The sequence below is a fragment of the Acinetobacter sp. V89_4 genome, from assembly GCF_029967875.1.
Lineage (GTDB): Bacteria > Pseudomonadota > Gammaproteobacteria > Pseudomonadales > Moraxellaceae > Acinetobacter > Acinetobacter oleivorans.
The window spans coordinates 172,301-185,246 of record NZ_JASCAI010000016.1 but is presented as its reverse complement, the minus strand read 5'-3'; the positions used below and the strand labels follow the sequence as shown (position 1 = coordinate 185,246).

The window sequence follows — 12,946 nt, the reverse complement described above, 5'->3', positions numbered from 1 at the left end:
AAATACTGCTTTATCCATATCAATTGTTAAGAAACGATGCAGATTTTATACAGACAAAAAATGTGAAGTACATCACTATTATTAGGTAGATGAAATTCTAATACCTGATAATAAGAGTAGCCATGATGAAAACTGTAGGTAATGATTTAGTACGTAATCAGTTACATGCTGACCGTAAATGGTATTTGATATTGGGCTTTGTGCTTATTGGTTTTGGCCTGATTTTATTTAGTTCATTACCATTTGCGACTTTTTCTGTCGTTTTTTTATTTGGAATACTCATGATGGTCGGCGGTGTTTTGCATCTCGTCGCAGCTATGAGTGTTTTTAAAGGCGCAAGCCGATGGTTATGGGCACTATTTGGTGTACTTTATTTAATGGCTGGTTATTATGCGTTTTCTACTCCAGTCACTACAGCAGTAGTGCTGACAAGCCTATTATCTATAGCGCTGATCATAGCTGGTGCTATACGTACTATAAATGCAATTTTACTTAAGCCAATTACTGGATGGGGCTGGACCCTGTTTTCAGGTTTATTGACGCTCGCTACAGGTATTTTAATTTTAGTTTCTAAAGATTCACCTTTTTGGGTGTTAGGAATGTTCCTTGCTATTGATATTTTATTTCAGGGAATTAACTTTCTAGGTTTGGCTTCAGCCATTAAGCATCTTCCTTCTAGTTCAAAAACAGTATCTTAAAAAATAATATTCGACCAAAGAGCACTTTAAGTGCTCTTTTTGTTTTTAGGATAGGCAGACCCATCTGTTGCCTCGGTCTGTTAAACTATGTCTTGGTGTTTTAGCGATATGTGTTATGAGTCTTGCAAAATTAATTAATGAACTAAATGCTCAGCAAAAAAAAGCAGCCACTACGTCTGCGCAAAACTGTTTAGTTTTGGCGGGCGCTGGTTGTGGCAAGACTAAAACTATTGTTGCTCGTGCAGCTTATTTAATTGATCAGGGCTTGCCAGCGAACCAAATCCAGATTTTAACGTTCACGCGCCGTGCTGCGAGTGAAATTGTTGCGAGAGTAGAACAACATGTGGGAGCACAGGCAAAGGGTCTGCGAGCTTCAACTTTTCATACTTTTTGTATGTATTTACTGCGCCGTAACCCACAAGCTTTTGGATTAAATCAATTTAGTATTATTGATCGTGATGATCAGTTGCTTATGTTTCGCTTATTAAGAGGCAAAGATAAAGATAACGTGTTGCCCAAAGCCGCAGAGCTGTGTGATTTATATTCTTATGCGAGAAATACTCAAACAAAGCTTTCTGAGGCATTAATTAAACAGCTTCCAGATGCATATGAGCATAAGACTCAAATTGCAGATTTAATGAAAACTTATGAGCAACGTAAAAGAGAGCGTAATTTTTTAGATTACGACGATATCTTGTCAATTGTGGCTGTCCATTTACAAAATTCAGAAGCCTTAACGAATTGGGTAGCAGGTTTCTGTCAGGCATTGCTAGTTGATGAAATGCAAGATACCAATCCTTTGCAATGGGCTTTATTACAACCATTGATTGGCAAAGTGAAGCTATTTTGTGTTGGCGATGATGCCCAGTCGATTTATGGTTTTCGCGGTGCAGACTTTGAAAATATCCATTCTTTTAAAGAGCGGATACCCGACGCAGTTATTCATACACTGGATTTAAATTATCGTTCGACTCAAGAAATCTTGGATTTATCAAACTGGTTGTTGGCCCACAGCCCAATTGATTATCAAAAACAACTACAAGCACATCGTGGGCAAGGGCAAAAGCCTCAGCTGCACCTATTTGGTAATGAGTATGAAGAAGCAAACTGGATTGCACAGGACTTAATAACGCGACATCAGCAAGGTGCAAGCTGGTACGACCATATGGTTTTGGTCCGTTCGGGCTATAGTGCACGATATCTGGAAGGGGCTTTTATTGCTGCCGAAGTACCTTATCGTTTTATTGGTGGGGTAAAACTTCTTGAATCTGCACACGTGAAAGACGTGCTTAGCTTGCTACGTATTGTGAGCAATCCTCACGATGATTTGGCGTGGATGCGTTTTTTAACCTTGTGGGATGGTATTGGTGACGTTGGTGCAAGTAAGCTCGCGCAAGAGTTGATGGGAATTGTTGACGTTGAGGAGCGCTGCAATCGTCTAGAACGTCATGGGAAAGTCCCTTTACAAGCGATTTTAATTTTAAAACAGTTAGATGTATTACAGCAGCATGTTGAAGCCAGCATTGGCTTGGCACTCGATGCTTTAGGTGAACAACTGGAGCAAAATTATAAAACTAAAGATTGGTCACGCCGATTAAAAGACTTTGATTTGGTCAAGCAACTTGCACGTAAACATGCATCTTTAGGTGAATTCCTCGAAGAATATGTTCTTGAACCTATTTCAGTTTCAGAAATTGAGAAAGCCGCTGATCAGGATTTAGTGACGTTAATTACGATTCATTCAGCTAAAGGTGCCGAACAGAAAGTTTGCTATGTACCTCATGTATCGCCAAATCAATATCCTTATGCAAGGGCACAGGGGGATTTTGATGATGTCGAGGAAGAGCGCCGTGTATTGTATGTTGCATTAACACGTGCAGAGAATGAATTAATTTTGACCAAGCAAAATCTCAATACATGGTCAGAAGACAATTATGACGAACAAGGTCGTAAAATCGAAAGTTATTTCCTAAATGACCTTCCTGCACATTTGGTTCAGGCAAAGATTCATAGGCAAGTACCTCAGCCATTTGCTAAAAAGCAATGGAACCGTTCACCTGCAGTAAATTTAGGTTTTGGTATCGATCTGGATTAAACTACTGTATAAGACACTGTGATTACTTAAATATATTGGCTACTCCCTTTAATTGCCAATTAAGGTTAGAAAATGAAGATATTAGTTCGTAATTTAGATCGTGCTGTGAGTGAAACTGAAATTTTAGAGTTATTCAAAGCATTTGGTAAAGTTGAAACGTGTGTTCTTGTTACTGATAAAAATACAGGCAAATCAAAAGGTTTTGGTTTTGTTGAAATGCCTAACCCACGTGAAGCAATTAAGGCAATTAAAGGCTTAAACCTGCTTAAAGTTAAAGGTAATGGAATTCGCGTTAAAGCAGCTGAAGAATAAGACTTCAGTGTGAAAAGACAGTTTTTAGCTCTTTCGATTGTAACGCCAAATGGCACTCGTATCGCTGAAGGTATCAAAACACTTGAAGTGCGTTCATGGGTACCCACAAAACTGCCAATCAAAGATCTATTAATTGTCGAGAACCAAAAATTTTTGGTTAAAGATACAGATGAAGAAGAGGGAGTTGCTGTCGCTTTGGTTGATGTCGACTCTATTCATCCTTGGCGAAATGATGAAATTGAGCCAGCATGTGCAACTGCTTGGGACGAAGGGTATTTTGCTTGGGTTGTAAGTAACGTTCGTCCTATAAAGCAGCCACTAAAAGTTTTAGCGAAACGTAAAATTTATCAAGTTGAGCTGGATTTACCATAAATAACGTTGATTTTATTAATGGAGTCGTTAAGCTAAAGAATAGCTGTTGCAATAGCGATTTTAGAACAGGAAAGTTTAGTTATGTCACGTGTTGCTCGTTATCATGCCGATCGTACCAATCAGAAGCTCTATTTTGCGCGCTTAGCGTGTCAACAGGCAGAACAGACCGATCATGTGCAGCAGATACAAGCTTATCGTGAAGCAGCTGTATTTCATTTACATGGTGCAATGTTAGCTTTCTTACAAGAACTCGTACGTTATTACCGTTTAAATGAATTGCAACCTACTTTAAAATCTATTGAAGAACATATGGCGGCAAAAGGACAAGTTTCTCCAGAAGTGTCCGTTTTGCAACAATTGGCGAAAGATGGTTTTGTTGCAGAGCTCAAACGAGCTTACCGTATGTGTCAATATGCACCAGAACCTAAAGAGCCGACCCCAGAAGAAGAAACTTCTTCTAATCTCATTATCAAAGTAACTCAAGGTCCTCAATCTTGGTTGCCAGATGTTAAGATTTTGCGTGAATGGCATCGTGAATTAAGCCATTTAATTGATGGTTTTCGTAATGAAATGGTCGAGTTCTAAAATTAAACTGCCCGAACGCTTGAAATTTAATCCGGGTGTGCCTATATAAATAAGACAAGAGATGCAAAGTGCAAGGGTGCTTTGCCACCATGTTGAAACATGGAGGAAATATATGTCTATACAGCAATTGAAAGAGTTATTTGGAAATCAAGAAGCCGTTTTGGAATTAGTCCAACTCGAAGGTGGCGAACTCGCCTTGCGCAATGCAGGTTCTGAGAATGAACCCTTGGTTAAAATTCAATTTAGCGATGAAGTAAAAGCAATCTTGGGGGAGCAAACTCCAGTTGTTGCTCAGCATATGATTCAGGCTGCACTATTTGGACTGCTCGAAAAGCAGGTAAATGAATGGCAAGCTGAGGTACTAGACGAACAGCCTAAATTCTTAAGTTAAAAAAAGCGTACTCTTGAGTACGCTTTTTATATGGGTTAATGAATAGTTGACTGATGGGCAAGCTCGATCTGATTTAATATATGATGACTCATATTCTTTGCCATTTCCTCTTTGGCATAGAACACTTCACCAATATTCTCATCTCTGATTACTGCCGCTTCTTCTTTACTTTCTGCGCAAATTAACACCTGAATTTGAGGGTTTAATTGCTTAGCGATCGCCACAATACGGTGAATATCTAAAATATCCATAGGTGAGATCACCAAGAGTCTTGCATGCATGATGTGTGCTTGAATTAAAACACCTGGTTCGGTTGCAACACCACTCACAGCAGCAATATTCGATTGACGTAGCTTTTCTACGATTTCACGATTCTCTTCAGCAATAACGACTTTAATATTTTCATTAATTAAATTTTCAGTAATACGTCGTCCCACACCACCATATCCAACAATGACAACCTGATCGCGTAAGTAAGCCTGATCAACTTCATCGGGTAACATGGCTAATGGGTCACCACTACGTTCAAGAAGTCGGGCTAGGTGAGAGCGCTCGCGAATCCAGCGTTGTACAGGCTCAATGGCAGAGAATATAAAAGAGTTCAGCGTTATCGAAAATAAAGCACCAGCTAAAATCAGATTTTGTGCTTCTAAGCTTAATAAACCTAATGAGACGCCGAGAGTCGCTAAAATAAATGAGAATTCACCAATTTGGGCCAAACTAGCGCCAACTGTAAGCGCTGTATTAATTGGATAGCGAAAGAATAAAACCAAAGCCATTGCAGCAAGTGTTTTACCTATCATAATAATTGCGATAACGGCCAAAATATGGAGTGGACGTTCAACAAGAATATGTGGGTCAAACAGCATACCCACAGAAACAAAAAACAGAATTGAGAAAATTTCACGTAGTGGAAGTGTTTCTTCTTCTGCGCGGTGGCTAAAGTCTGATTCTTTAACAACCATCCCTGCAAAGAAAGCCCCTAATGCCATTGAAACCCCAAAAATGGCATAAGACCCGTAGGCAATTGAAACAGCAGCGGCAACAACAGTAAGGGTGAATAACTCTCTTGAACCTAAACGAGCAACAAACTGCATAATAATAGGAACGACACGTTTACCTACAATCAGCATAAAGGCAATAAAGCCAATTACTTTTAATAAAGTGAGTCCAAGGGTTAACCAGATATTACCATCTGCACCTTCTGGTGCTTTCCCACCGAGTAAAACCGCTGTAGCTGGAAGAAGTACTAAAACAAGTACCATCACTAAATCTTCGACTAACAGCCAACCCACAGCAATTTTGCCGTTAACTGAGTCTAAAAGACCTCGGTCTCCTAAAGCTTTTAATAATACAACAGTACTCGCACACGACAGGCTTAAGCCAAAAACGAGTGCAGAACCAAAGCTCCACCCCCAGAGCATGGATACACCGACCCCTAATAGGGTAGCGACCGCAATTTGTAAAATCGCACCTGGTACAGCAATACGTCGAACCAGCAGCAAGTCATTTAATGAAAAGTGCATGCCTACACCAAACATCAGGAACATGACCCCGAGTTCTGCAAGCTGGTTAGCAAGATGAATATCTGCTTCTATGCCGGGTGTATTTGGGCTAATAATAATTCCGGCAATTAAATAGCCGATAAGAGGGGGAAGTCGCAATCGGGCTGCAAGATAACCAAAAAAGAGGGCAACACCGAAACCAACAGCAAGTAAAACAATTAAATCTACGTCATGCGGCACTAAAAACTCCTTTTACGTGAGTTAGGCTAAAGACAAGCATAAAAAATGCCAAGGCGAAATATCTGGAAAGTTTAACAAAAAAAAGCGAGCTATAAAAAAAATGCAAAAAAAAACGACTTCATTGTGAAGTCGTTTTTTCTCGAGGCTAAAATTATTTGATTTTAGCTTCTTTGAAAATCACGTGTTGACGGATTTTTGGATCAAATTTTTTGATTTCCATTTTTTCCGGCATAGTACGTTTGTTTTTAGTCGTGGTATAGAAATAACCTGTACCAGCTGTAGAAACGAGACGAATCTTATCACGCATTGTTCAGACTCCTTAGATCTTTTGACCTTGAGCACGAAGGTCTGCAACAACCTTTTCGATACCCAATTTGTCAATAATACGCATACCTTTAGTGGTTAAACGAAGACGTACAAAACGTTTTTCGCTTTCTAACCAGAAACGGTGGTGGTGCAGGTTCGGCTCGAACCGGCGCTTGGTTTTGTTGTTGGCGTGTGAGACGTTGTTACCAACGACTGGACGCTTGCCGGTAACTTGGCAAACCTTAGACATGGTGTAACTCCATTGATTCAGCCAACAGCAAATCTGTGGCCAGTCATACTAAATGTAAACGGATGAATTCATTCAAGGGGCGTTTTATACCAAAAATACGATTAAAAGACAAGCGGAATTGGTAAAAACGAGGCATGATTTAGTATAACAGATCATGCCTTGATCAGTTAGCGCAACAAGGTTTTCGAAATGAAACGATGAATGGGCTTATTGAACGGTGGAAGAATGTATTTAAGGCTATAAAGTTTTGGATTAGACATCACCGAACGTTCATGAGAAAGGCTAAAAAAGCCCTCTGGTCCGTGATATTTACCCATACCTGATGCACCAATTCCCCCAAACGGTAAATCATCTTGAGCCACATGGGTAATCACCATGTTGATTCCGAAGTGCCCTGAATGGGTATGCTGTGCAATATAGTCAGCACGTGCCTGATCATAGTCAAAATAATACATCGCTAAAGGACGCGGGCGACTATTAATGAATTCGATAACTTCTTCTATTTGGTCATATTCTAAAATTGGTAGGATCGGACCAAAAATTTCATTTTGCATAATATCCATTGCAGTCGTTACGCCTGTAACTAAAGTCGGCGCAATTTTACGGACATCATCTAAAATCTCATTTTGTGGATTAATTTCAATAATACGAGCACCTTGATCACGGGCATTTTCAAGATAGCCCTGAATGCGGTTGTATTGCTTGTCATTAATAATAGACGTGTAATCTTGATTGTTGCGGAAATGCGGATACATGCCAGCCACAATCAATTTAAAGTTTTCGATGAACTCGGCAGTTTTCCCCCGTGGCAAGAAAATATGGTCAGGTGCAACACACGTTTGACCCGCGTTCCACAATTTACCTACAGCAATACGTTGAGCCACATCTTTCATATCCATAGATGCATGCACAAGGGCAGGAGATTTTCCGCCTAATTCAAGAATAACAGGAACCAGATTTTGAGCTGCGGCTGCCATCACTGTTTTACCAACAGAAGTTGAGCCTGTGAAAATCATTTTGTCAAAAGGCAAATGACTAAAAGCATCTGAAATAACGCCGCCACCATTTACTACAGCAACTAATTCTTGTGGGAACGCTTCTGCTAATGCACTTTCAAGAACTCGTCCAAAGTTAGGAGAGGCACTCGAAATTTTGATCATGGCATGGTTGCCCGCTGCCAGTGCACAAATTAATGGCCCAACTGAAAGAAGTAATGGGTAATTCCATGGTGTAATAATACCAATTACACCCATAGGTTGATATTGTACCCAACCTTTTGCTGGCTGATGTAATACACTGATATGGCGTTTTGAAGGTTTCATCCACGCTGTCAGATGTTTACTGTAATATTTGATTTGTTCCAAACTGGTGAGTAGCTCACCAATTTTTGTTTCCATAACTGCACGATTGCCATAATCAAGGTTAATTGCGTCGGCAATCTGATCTTGATATTTTACCAAGACTCTTTTAAGACGAGCTAAACGATCAATACGCTCTTTAGCAGTGGGTACCGGATGACGTAAATAAGCAAGCTTTTGTTGTTCAAGCAAATCATGTAAATGCTTAACATCATAAGGGAGCTGAGTCTCTGGATTTGTTTTTGTTTGACTGTTCATCGGTACTTACCAAATACATTGATATATTTATTTTTTAGAGTAAATACTCTAAATAGTCAAGTCAGTTTATGTGTTCAAGTCTTAACCATGTGAATTATTAAAGGTTATTAAAATGTCTCAACCTAAAGCTCTGAAGACAAAAGACCGGATTTTACAAATCAGTTTGCAGCTTTTTAACGAGCGAGGTGAACGGTCAGTTACAACCAATCATATTGCTGCGGAGTTGGGTATCAGTCCTGGAAATTTGTATTATCATTTTCGGAATAAGCATGAAATCATTAAGGAATTAATGTATCAATATCAGGCCGAGACATTGGAAGTGCTTTCTTTACCTGACGACAGACCATTAACGACCAATGATAAAATTAACTATTTTCAGGTGCTCAGCGGCCAATTATGGAGCTACCGTTTTATTCATCGTGATGTTTATCATTTAGTTGAAAGTAACGAAGACTTTAAAAAGATTTATCCGCGTTTTGCTGGGCAGGTGATGCAGCAGGGGCAAAAGATTTATCAAGCTTTTGTAGATGCAGGTCTTATGAAAATGACGGCATCGGAAATTGAAGCCCTCATTATTAACCTCTGGATTGTATTAACAAACTGGACAAACTTTTTGTATATGTCTGGTCATATTAGTGACAATAACCATTTAGAAGAAAAATGGGTTTGGCAAGCATTACGCCAAATGGTTTTCCTTGAAGGTCCTTATCTTATGGGGGAGAGCCGAGCAACTTATGAGCAGTTGCTTGAATCTCTTGGCCCTTCAGATCTATTTGCCAGCTTATCGTCCTTAAAAGACGAATAGTTGTGCTTGTTTATTTAGGGCGCTAGAATACTCGGCCTATTAAAAGATTTATCTCAATTAAGTGATATTAACCAAATGAATATGACCACTGCCAATACAGCCCGTTTACTGATTACTTGTGAAGACAAGCCAGGGATCGTACAAGCGGTATCGAGCTTTTTGTATCACCAAGGTGCAAACATTACCGCGCTTGATCAGTATGCGACGGAAGCTCAGGGCGGACGTTATTTCATGCGTGTTGAATTTGAACTTGATCATTTACAGTCGCGTAAAGATGCATTAATTCAAACTTTTGCTGCGAACGTTGCTGAGCGTTACGGCATGCAATGGCGTCTTGCTTTCGTTAACGATGTTAAAAAAGTTGGTATTTTAGTTTCTAAAGTTGACCATGCATTGCTTGAGTTGTTATGGCGTCATGCACGTGGTTCGTTACCTTGCGAAATTACTCATGTCATTTCTAATCATGAAGATTTACGTGAATCTGTTGAAAACTTCGGTATTCCATTTACTGTAATTAAAGTCACTAAAGACAATAAAGCTGAAGCTTATGCGCAAATTGATGAAATGATGCAAGGCAATGATTTATTAGTTCTTGCACGTTATATGCAGATTTTAAGCGAAGATTTTGTTGCGAAATGGGAAATGAAAATCATCAATATTCACCATTCTTTCTTGCCAGCTTTCGTGGGTGCCAATCCATATAAGCAAGCTTATGAAAAAGGTGTGAAGTTGATTGGTGCGACAGCTCACTATGTGACAGCTGACCTTGACCAAGGTCCAATTATTGAGCAAGACGTTGAGCGTGTGAGCCACGACTATAATGTTGAGCAATTACGTGAGCTAGGTGAAGATGTAGAGCGTAATGTGTTGGCTCGTGCAGTGAAATGGCATTTAGAAGATCGTATTATTGTTGATGGTAATAAGACTGTTGTTTTTTAAATAACGGTTATTTTAAAAAAGCACGCTTCTTGCGTGTTTTTTTATATTTAAAATAAAATTGAAATAATATAACATATCAATAATAAGTGGGATTATCATAAGAATAGATCTGTTCATGTTGTAAATAGCCCAGCTATTTAAGTTTGGTTAAACAAATTGTGAACATGGGTGTCTATTGATGTAACTATGAGAAAACTAAAGCAAAGACGCTCAGCAGGCACAAAGCTATGGCACAGAGTAAATGTTTTTCTCAAAAAATAGTTGCAAATGAAAACACTTCTCATTTATTATTGTGGCACTTTATTGTTCTATCCGATGTTTGAAATCGTTTCTATAAATAGAAATCTGAAATCATCATCCATTAGGTAATTAGATTCTTATGAGTCAATCTTCCGCAGCCTTAAACGCTCCCAATCCGATGAAAAAGAAAGTCATCACAGCACTAATTGCAGTTGCAATTGGTCATATCGGGGTCTTATGGGCAGTTAGCCATATTAAGCCTGCTGAATTAAAGCCAATCGATAAGAAACCTTTACAGGTACGTTTCGTAAAAATTCAAGAGCAACCTAAACCACTACCTCCTAAACCAAAGGAACCGCCTAAAAAGCCGGAACCTAAGAAAGAGGTAAAAGAAGTTAAAGTTGTTGAAAAGCCTGTGACACCACCGAAAAAAGTGGAAAAAATTCAACAGGTGAAAAAGGCTGAAACACCAAAAGAAACAGTAAAGACAGAACCTAAAGTTGAAACCAAAGTGGTGACAACGACTGTTTCTGAAAAAGTCGTTGAAAAACCAAAGCCAGTAGTACAAGAAGCACCTAAAGCTCAACCCGCTCCAGATCCATCACCAAAACGAGTTTCAATTGGTGGTTCGGGTGTACAGTGGAGTCGTTCACCACGTTTAACAGTTTCTTCAAAAGATTTACAAGGCGAAGCACGCTCTGTCATGGTACTGATTGAAGCCGATGAAAAAGGCAAGATTATTAATGTACGAGTGACGAGAAGTAGTGGTATTCCAAGTCTAGATGACAAAGTTGTCCGTGCTGTTCGCGGTGCGAAATTTAAACCTTATATGGAAAATGGTGTTGCTTATCCAATTAAAGCAGAGCAACCCTTTGATTTAACCCCTTAAATGAATTTGAGTCCCAACGGCTAACCTTAATCAGGAGTTCATATGAACTTTTCAATCTATTGGCAACATGCAGATGCAGTGAGTAAAACCCTGTATTTCATCTTATTGGCAATGTCGATTGCTACCTGGACAGTTTTCATCTTACGTTTGATGGGGACTCGCCAATTAAAGCAACAAGCTTATGCTCAACTTTCTCAGGCTATCGCTTCGCTAAAAGCAAAGTTACAACCTTTAAGTTTTGAGCAGCGTAAAGCGGTTGCGGAGCAGGCTCTACTTCGTCAAATTTCTGCTGAAAAAGTCAATGCTGAAAAAGGTATTTCTGTTTTAGGAACAATTGCTTCAATTGCACCATTCGTTGGTTTGTTTGGTACGGTATGGGGTATTTTCCATGCACTTGTTGCAGTCGGTAAAAGTGGACAAGCAGGTTTGGCTCAAGTGGCTACACCAGTAGGTGAGGCGCTTATTATGACGGGCCTTGGTCTTGCAGTTGCGATTCCTGCGGTATTGGCTTATAACATTTGTGTACGCGCTAACCGTGGTCTTGCTCATGATTTACAAGATCAAGCGCACAGCTTATTAATTGATACGATGTTGCAGCAAGACTCAACTGTAAAGTCTGATGTTAAAACTGCACAGCAAAGTTATGTTGGAGGTCAAGCTTAATGGCTTTTCAATTGGGTGAAGACCACGATAGTGGCATAAATGAGATGAACCTCATTCCGCTAATCGACATTATGTTGGTGTTAATGATCATCTTTTTGGTCACAGCAACAGTTGCCAACCCATCGATTCCATTAACGCTTCCTAAAACAACTGCTGAAATTATTGATCCACCACCAAAAGCAATTACGATTAGTATTAATGCAAATGGTGAAGTGGCTTGGGATACTCAAGTAATTAGCCTTGATGAGCTTCAAAAACGTTTTCAAGAAGCAGGTCAAGGTGATGTTAAACCAACAGTTCAGCTTCGTGCAGATAAAGAGTCGAAGTACGATACTGTTGCACAGGTAATGTCTCGCGCCAGTGAAGCCGGACTGAGCGATATTGCCTTTGTCAGTGAAAACTAAAATTTAGTTTACCTAATAAAAAAGCAACCAAATCGGTTGCTTTTTTATTGCTCTAATTTATTGATCTTTCATAAGATGCTGGAATTTACTATATAGCTTGAGCAACTTAGGTGGAATCGCAAAGTTGCAATAACCTTGTGAAGGATTCTTTGCATAGTAATTCTGATGATATTCTTCGGCTGAATAGAACGTCGGAACAGGAGACAATTCAGTCACAATATCAAGATCATCATCTTTTAGTGTTTGAATCGTATGTTCCGCAGCCTGCTTTTGCTCTTCATTATAATAATAAATAACAGAGCGGTATTGCGTGCCGATATCATTACCTTGGCGATTTAAAGTCGTTGGATCGTGAGTCGCGAAGAATACATCGAGTAACTGGGAGTATGTTACTTGCTCTTCATCAAAATCAACCAAGATCACCTCAGCGTGCTGAGTATCTCCTTGACATACTTGCTCGTAGGTAGGGTTAATCGTGTGCCCACCTGCGTAACCACTAGTTACTTTTTCTACACCGCGTATTTGTAAAAATACAGCTTCGACGCACCAAAAACAGCCGCCGCCAAATAATGCCTGTTGCATTGTTTTTCCCTCTATTTCCTGCCTATTACAATAGGGTTTATGTATTTAAAATAC

16 protein-coding genes are annotated in these 12,946 nt (G+C 39.5%); 11 read left to right on the top strand and 5 right to left on the bottom strand.

The genetic code is table 11. The features are described from left to right. Positions 1-125: 125 nt before the first annotated feature. From QLG01_RS05200 to QLG01_RS05175, 6 genes are all read left to right on the top strand, one after another. Positions 126-698, top strand: a complete 573-nt coding sequence (locus QLG01_RS05200) for an HdeD family acid-resistance protein (protein WP_034596457.1) — start codon at positions 126-128, stop codon at positions 696-698. Positions 699-813: 115 nt separating this feature from the next. Then, positions 814-2,793 (top strand): ATP-dependent helicase, encoded by a 1,980-nt coding sequence (locus QLG01_RS05195; protein WP_282495965.1) that lies wholly within the window; start codon positions 814-816, stop codon positions 2,791-2,793. A gap of 72 nt (positions 2,794-2,865) precedes the next feature. Further along, complete coding sequence (locus QLG01_RS05190) at positions 2,866-3,105, top strand: RNA-binding protein (RefSeq protein WP_282495964.1); 240 nt, start codon at positions 2,866-2,868, stop codon at positions 3,103-3,105. A gap of 9 nt (positions 3,106-3,114) precedes the next feature. After that, complete coding sequence (locus QLG01_RS05185) at positions 3,115-3,477, top strand: ASCH domain-containing protein (RefSeq protein ID WP_282495963.1); 363 nt, start codon at positions 3,115-3,117, stop codon at positions 3,475-3,477. Between the two features lie 81 nt (positions 3,478-3,558). Further along, positions 3,559-4,062: a DUF6586 family protein gene (locus QLG01_RS05180; protein WP_004794811.1), complete on the top strand. Its 504-nt coding sequence runs from the start codon at positions 3,559-3,561 to the stop codon at positions 4,060-4,062. Between the two features lie 112 nt (positions 4,063-4,174). Then, on the top strand, positions 4,175-4,453 hold the full coding sequence (locus tag QLG01_RS05175) for a hypothetical protein (RefSeq protein WP_002114792.1): 279 nt from the start codon (positions 4,175-4,177) through the stop codon (positions 4,451-4,453). Between the two features lie 35 nt (positions 4,454-4,488). On the opposite strand, the gene QLG01_RS05170 is transcribed toward QLG01_RS05175, so the two are convergent. From QLG01_RS05170 to QLG01_RS05155, 4 genes are all read right to left on the bottom strand, one after another. Next, positions 4,489-6,198 carry a cation:proton antiporter gene (locus tag QLG01_RS05170; protein WP_013199008.1) on the bottom strand — a complete coding sequence of 570 codons (1,710 nt, stop codon included), beginning with the start codon at positions 6,196-6,198 and terminating at the stop codon, positions 4,489-4,491. A 151-nt stretch (positions 6,199-6,349) separates the two neighbouring features. Then, complete coding sequence (gene rpmG, locus QLG01_RS05165) at positions 6,350-6,505, bottom strand: 50S ribosomal protein L33 (RefSeq protein WP_003654787.1); 156 nt, start codon at positions 6,503-6,505, stop codon at positions 6,350-6,352. Positions 6,506-6,517: 12 nt separating this feature from the next. Next, positions 6,518-6,754, bottom strand: a complete 237-nt coding sequence (gene rpmB, locus QLG01_RS05160; protein WP_000048256.1) for a 50S ribosomal protein L28 — start codon at positions 6,752-6,754, stop codon at positions 6,518-6,520. A gap of 167 nt (positions 6,755-6,921) precedes the next feature. Then, positions 6,922-8,370 (bottom strand): coniferyl aldehyde dehydrogenase, encoded by a 1,449-nt coding sequence (locus QLG01_RS05155; protein ID WP_049837925.1) that lies wholly within the window; start codon positions 8,368-8,370, stop codon positions 6,922-6,924. A 112-nt stretch (positions 8,371-8,482) separates the two neighbouring features. Between QLG01_RS05155 and QLG01_RS05150 the strand changes: the two genes are divergently transcribed. The 5 genes from QLG01_RS05150 (at position 8,483) to QLG01_RS05130 (ending at position 12,310) form a co-directional block, all read left to right on the top strand. Further along, the gene (locus QLG01_RS05150; RefSeq protein ID WP_005302132.1) at positions 8,483-9,175 is read left to right on the top strand and encodes a TetR/AcrR family transcriptional regulator; all 693 of its coding nucleotides are present in this window, start codon (positions 8,483-8,485) and stop codon (positions 9,173-9,175) included. A 75-nt stretch (positions 9,176-9,250) separates the two neighbouring features. Beyond that, positions 9,251-10,114, top strand: coding sequence for a formyltetrahydrofolate deformylase (purU, locus tag QLG01_RS05145; RefSeq protein WP_004794803.1), 864 nt, complete (start codon positions 9,251-9,253; stop codon positions 10,112-10,114). Between the two features lie 379 nt (positions 10,115-10,493). Next, on the top strand, positions 10,494-11,243 hold the full coding sequence (locus QLG01_RS05140; protein ID WP_013199006.1) for an energy transducer TonB: 750 nt from the start codon (positions 10,494-10,496) through the stop codon (positions 11,241-11,243). A gap of 42 nt (positions 11,244-11,285) precedes the next feature. Further along, entirely contained in the window at positions 11,286-11,906 is a 621-nt protein-coding gene (locus QLG01_RS05135; protein ID WP_198307495.1) for a MotA/TolQ/ExbB proton channel family protein, read from the top strand. Then, the gene (locus QLG01_RS05130) at positions 11,906-12,310 is read left to right on the top strand and encodes a biopolymer transporter ExbD (protein WP_003654800.1); all 405 of its coding nucleotides are present in this window, start codon (positions 11,906-11,908) and stop codon (positions 12,308-12,310) included. Before QLG01_RS05135 ends, QLG01_RS05130 begins: the two co-directional genes overlap by 1 nt. A gap of 57 nt (positions 12,311-12,367) precedes the next feature. Here the strand turns inward: QLG01_RS05130 and msrA are convergent, their stop codons facing one another. Beyond that, positions 12,368-12,892, bottom strand: a complete 525-nt coding sequence (gene msrA / locus QLG01_RS05125) for a peptide-methionine (S)-S-oxide reductase MsrA (RefSeq protein ID WP_151821250.1) — start codon at positions 12,890-12,892, stop codon at positions 12,368-12,370. Positions 12,893-12,946 lie beyond the last annotated feature (54 nt).

Excerpts from the sequence above, each read along its gene's own strand:
- rpmG (WP_003654787.1), bottom strand. The coding sequence starts at position 6,505 with ATGCGTGATAAGATTCGTCTCGTTTCTACAGCTGGTACAGGTTATTTC.
- QLG01_RS05195 (WP_282495965.1), top strand. The coding sequence starts at position 814 with ATGAGTCTTGCAAAATTAATTAATGAACTAAATGCTCAGCAAAAAAAA.
- QLG01_RS05140 (WP_013199006.1), top strand. The coding sequence starts at position 10,494 with ATGAGTCAATCTTCCGCAGCCTTAAACGCTCCCAATCCGATGAAAAAG.
- QLG01_RS05175 (WP_002114792.1), top strand. The coding sequence starts at position 4,175 with ATGTCTATACAGCAATTGAAAGAGTTATTTGGAAATCAAGAAGCCGTT.
- rpmB (WP_000048256.1), bottom strand. The coding sequence starts at position 6,754 with ATGTCTAAGGTTTGCCAAGTTACCGGCAAGCGTCCAGTCGTTGGTAAC.
- msrA (WP_151821250.1), bottom strand. The coding sequence starts at position 12,892 with ATGCAACAGGCATTATTTGGCGGCGGCTGTTTTTGGTGCGTCGAAGCT.
- QLG01_RS05155 (WP_049837925.1), bottom strand. The coding sequence starts at position 8,370 with ATGAACAGTCAAACAAAAACAAATCCAGAGACTCAGCTCCCTTATGAT.
- QLG01_RS05190 (WP_282495964.1), top strand. The coding sequence starts at position 2,866 with ATGAAGATATTAGTTCGTAATTTAGATCGTGCTGTGAGTGAAACTGAA.
- QLG01_RS05200 (WP_034596457.1), top strand. The coding sequence starts at position 126 with ATGAAAACTGTAGGTAATGATTTAGTACGTAATCAGTTACATGCTGAC.
- QLG01_RS05150 (WP_005302132.1), top strand. The coding sequence starts at position 8,483 with ATGTCTCAACCTAAAGCTCTGAAGACAAAAGACCGGATTTTACAAATC.
- purU (WP_004794803.1), top strand. The coding sequence starts at position 9,251 with ATGAATATGACCACTGCCAATACAGCCCGTTTACTGATTACTTGTGAA.
- QLG01_RS05180 (WP_004794811.1), top strand. The coding sequence starts at position 3,559 with ATGTCACGTGTTGCTCGTTATCATGCCGATCGTACCAATCAGAAGCTC.
- QLG01_RS05130 (WP_003654800.1), top strand. The coding sequence starts at position 11,906 with ATGGCTTTTCAATTGGGTGAAGACCACGATAGTGGCATAAATGAGATG.
- QLG01_RS05135 (WP_198307495.1), top strand. The coding sequence starts at position 11,286 with ATGAACTTTTCAATCTATTGGCAACATGCAGATGCAGTGAGTAAAACC.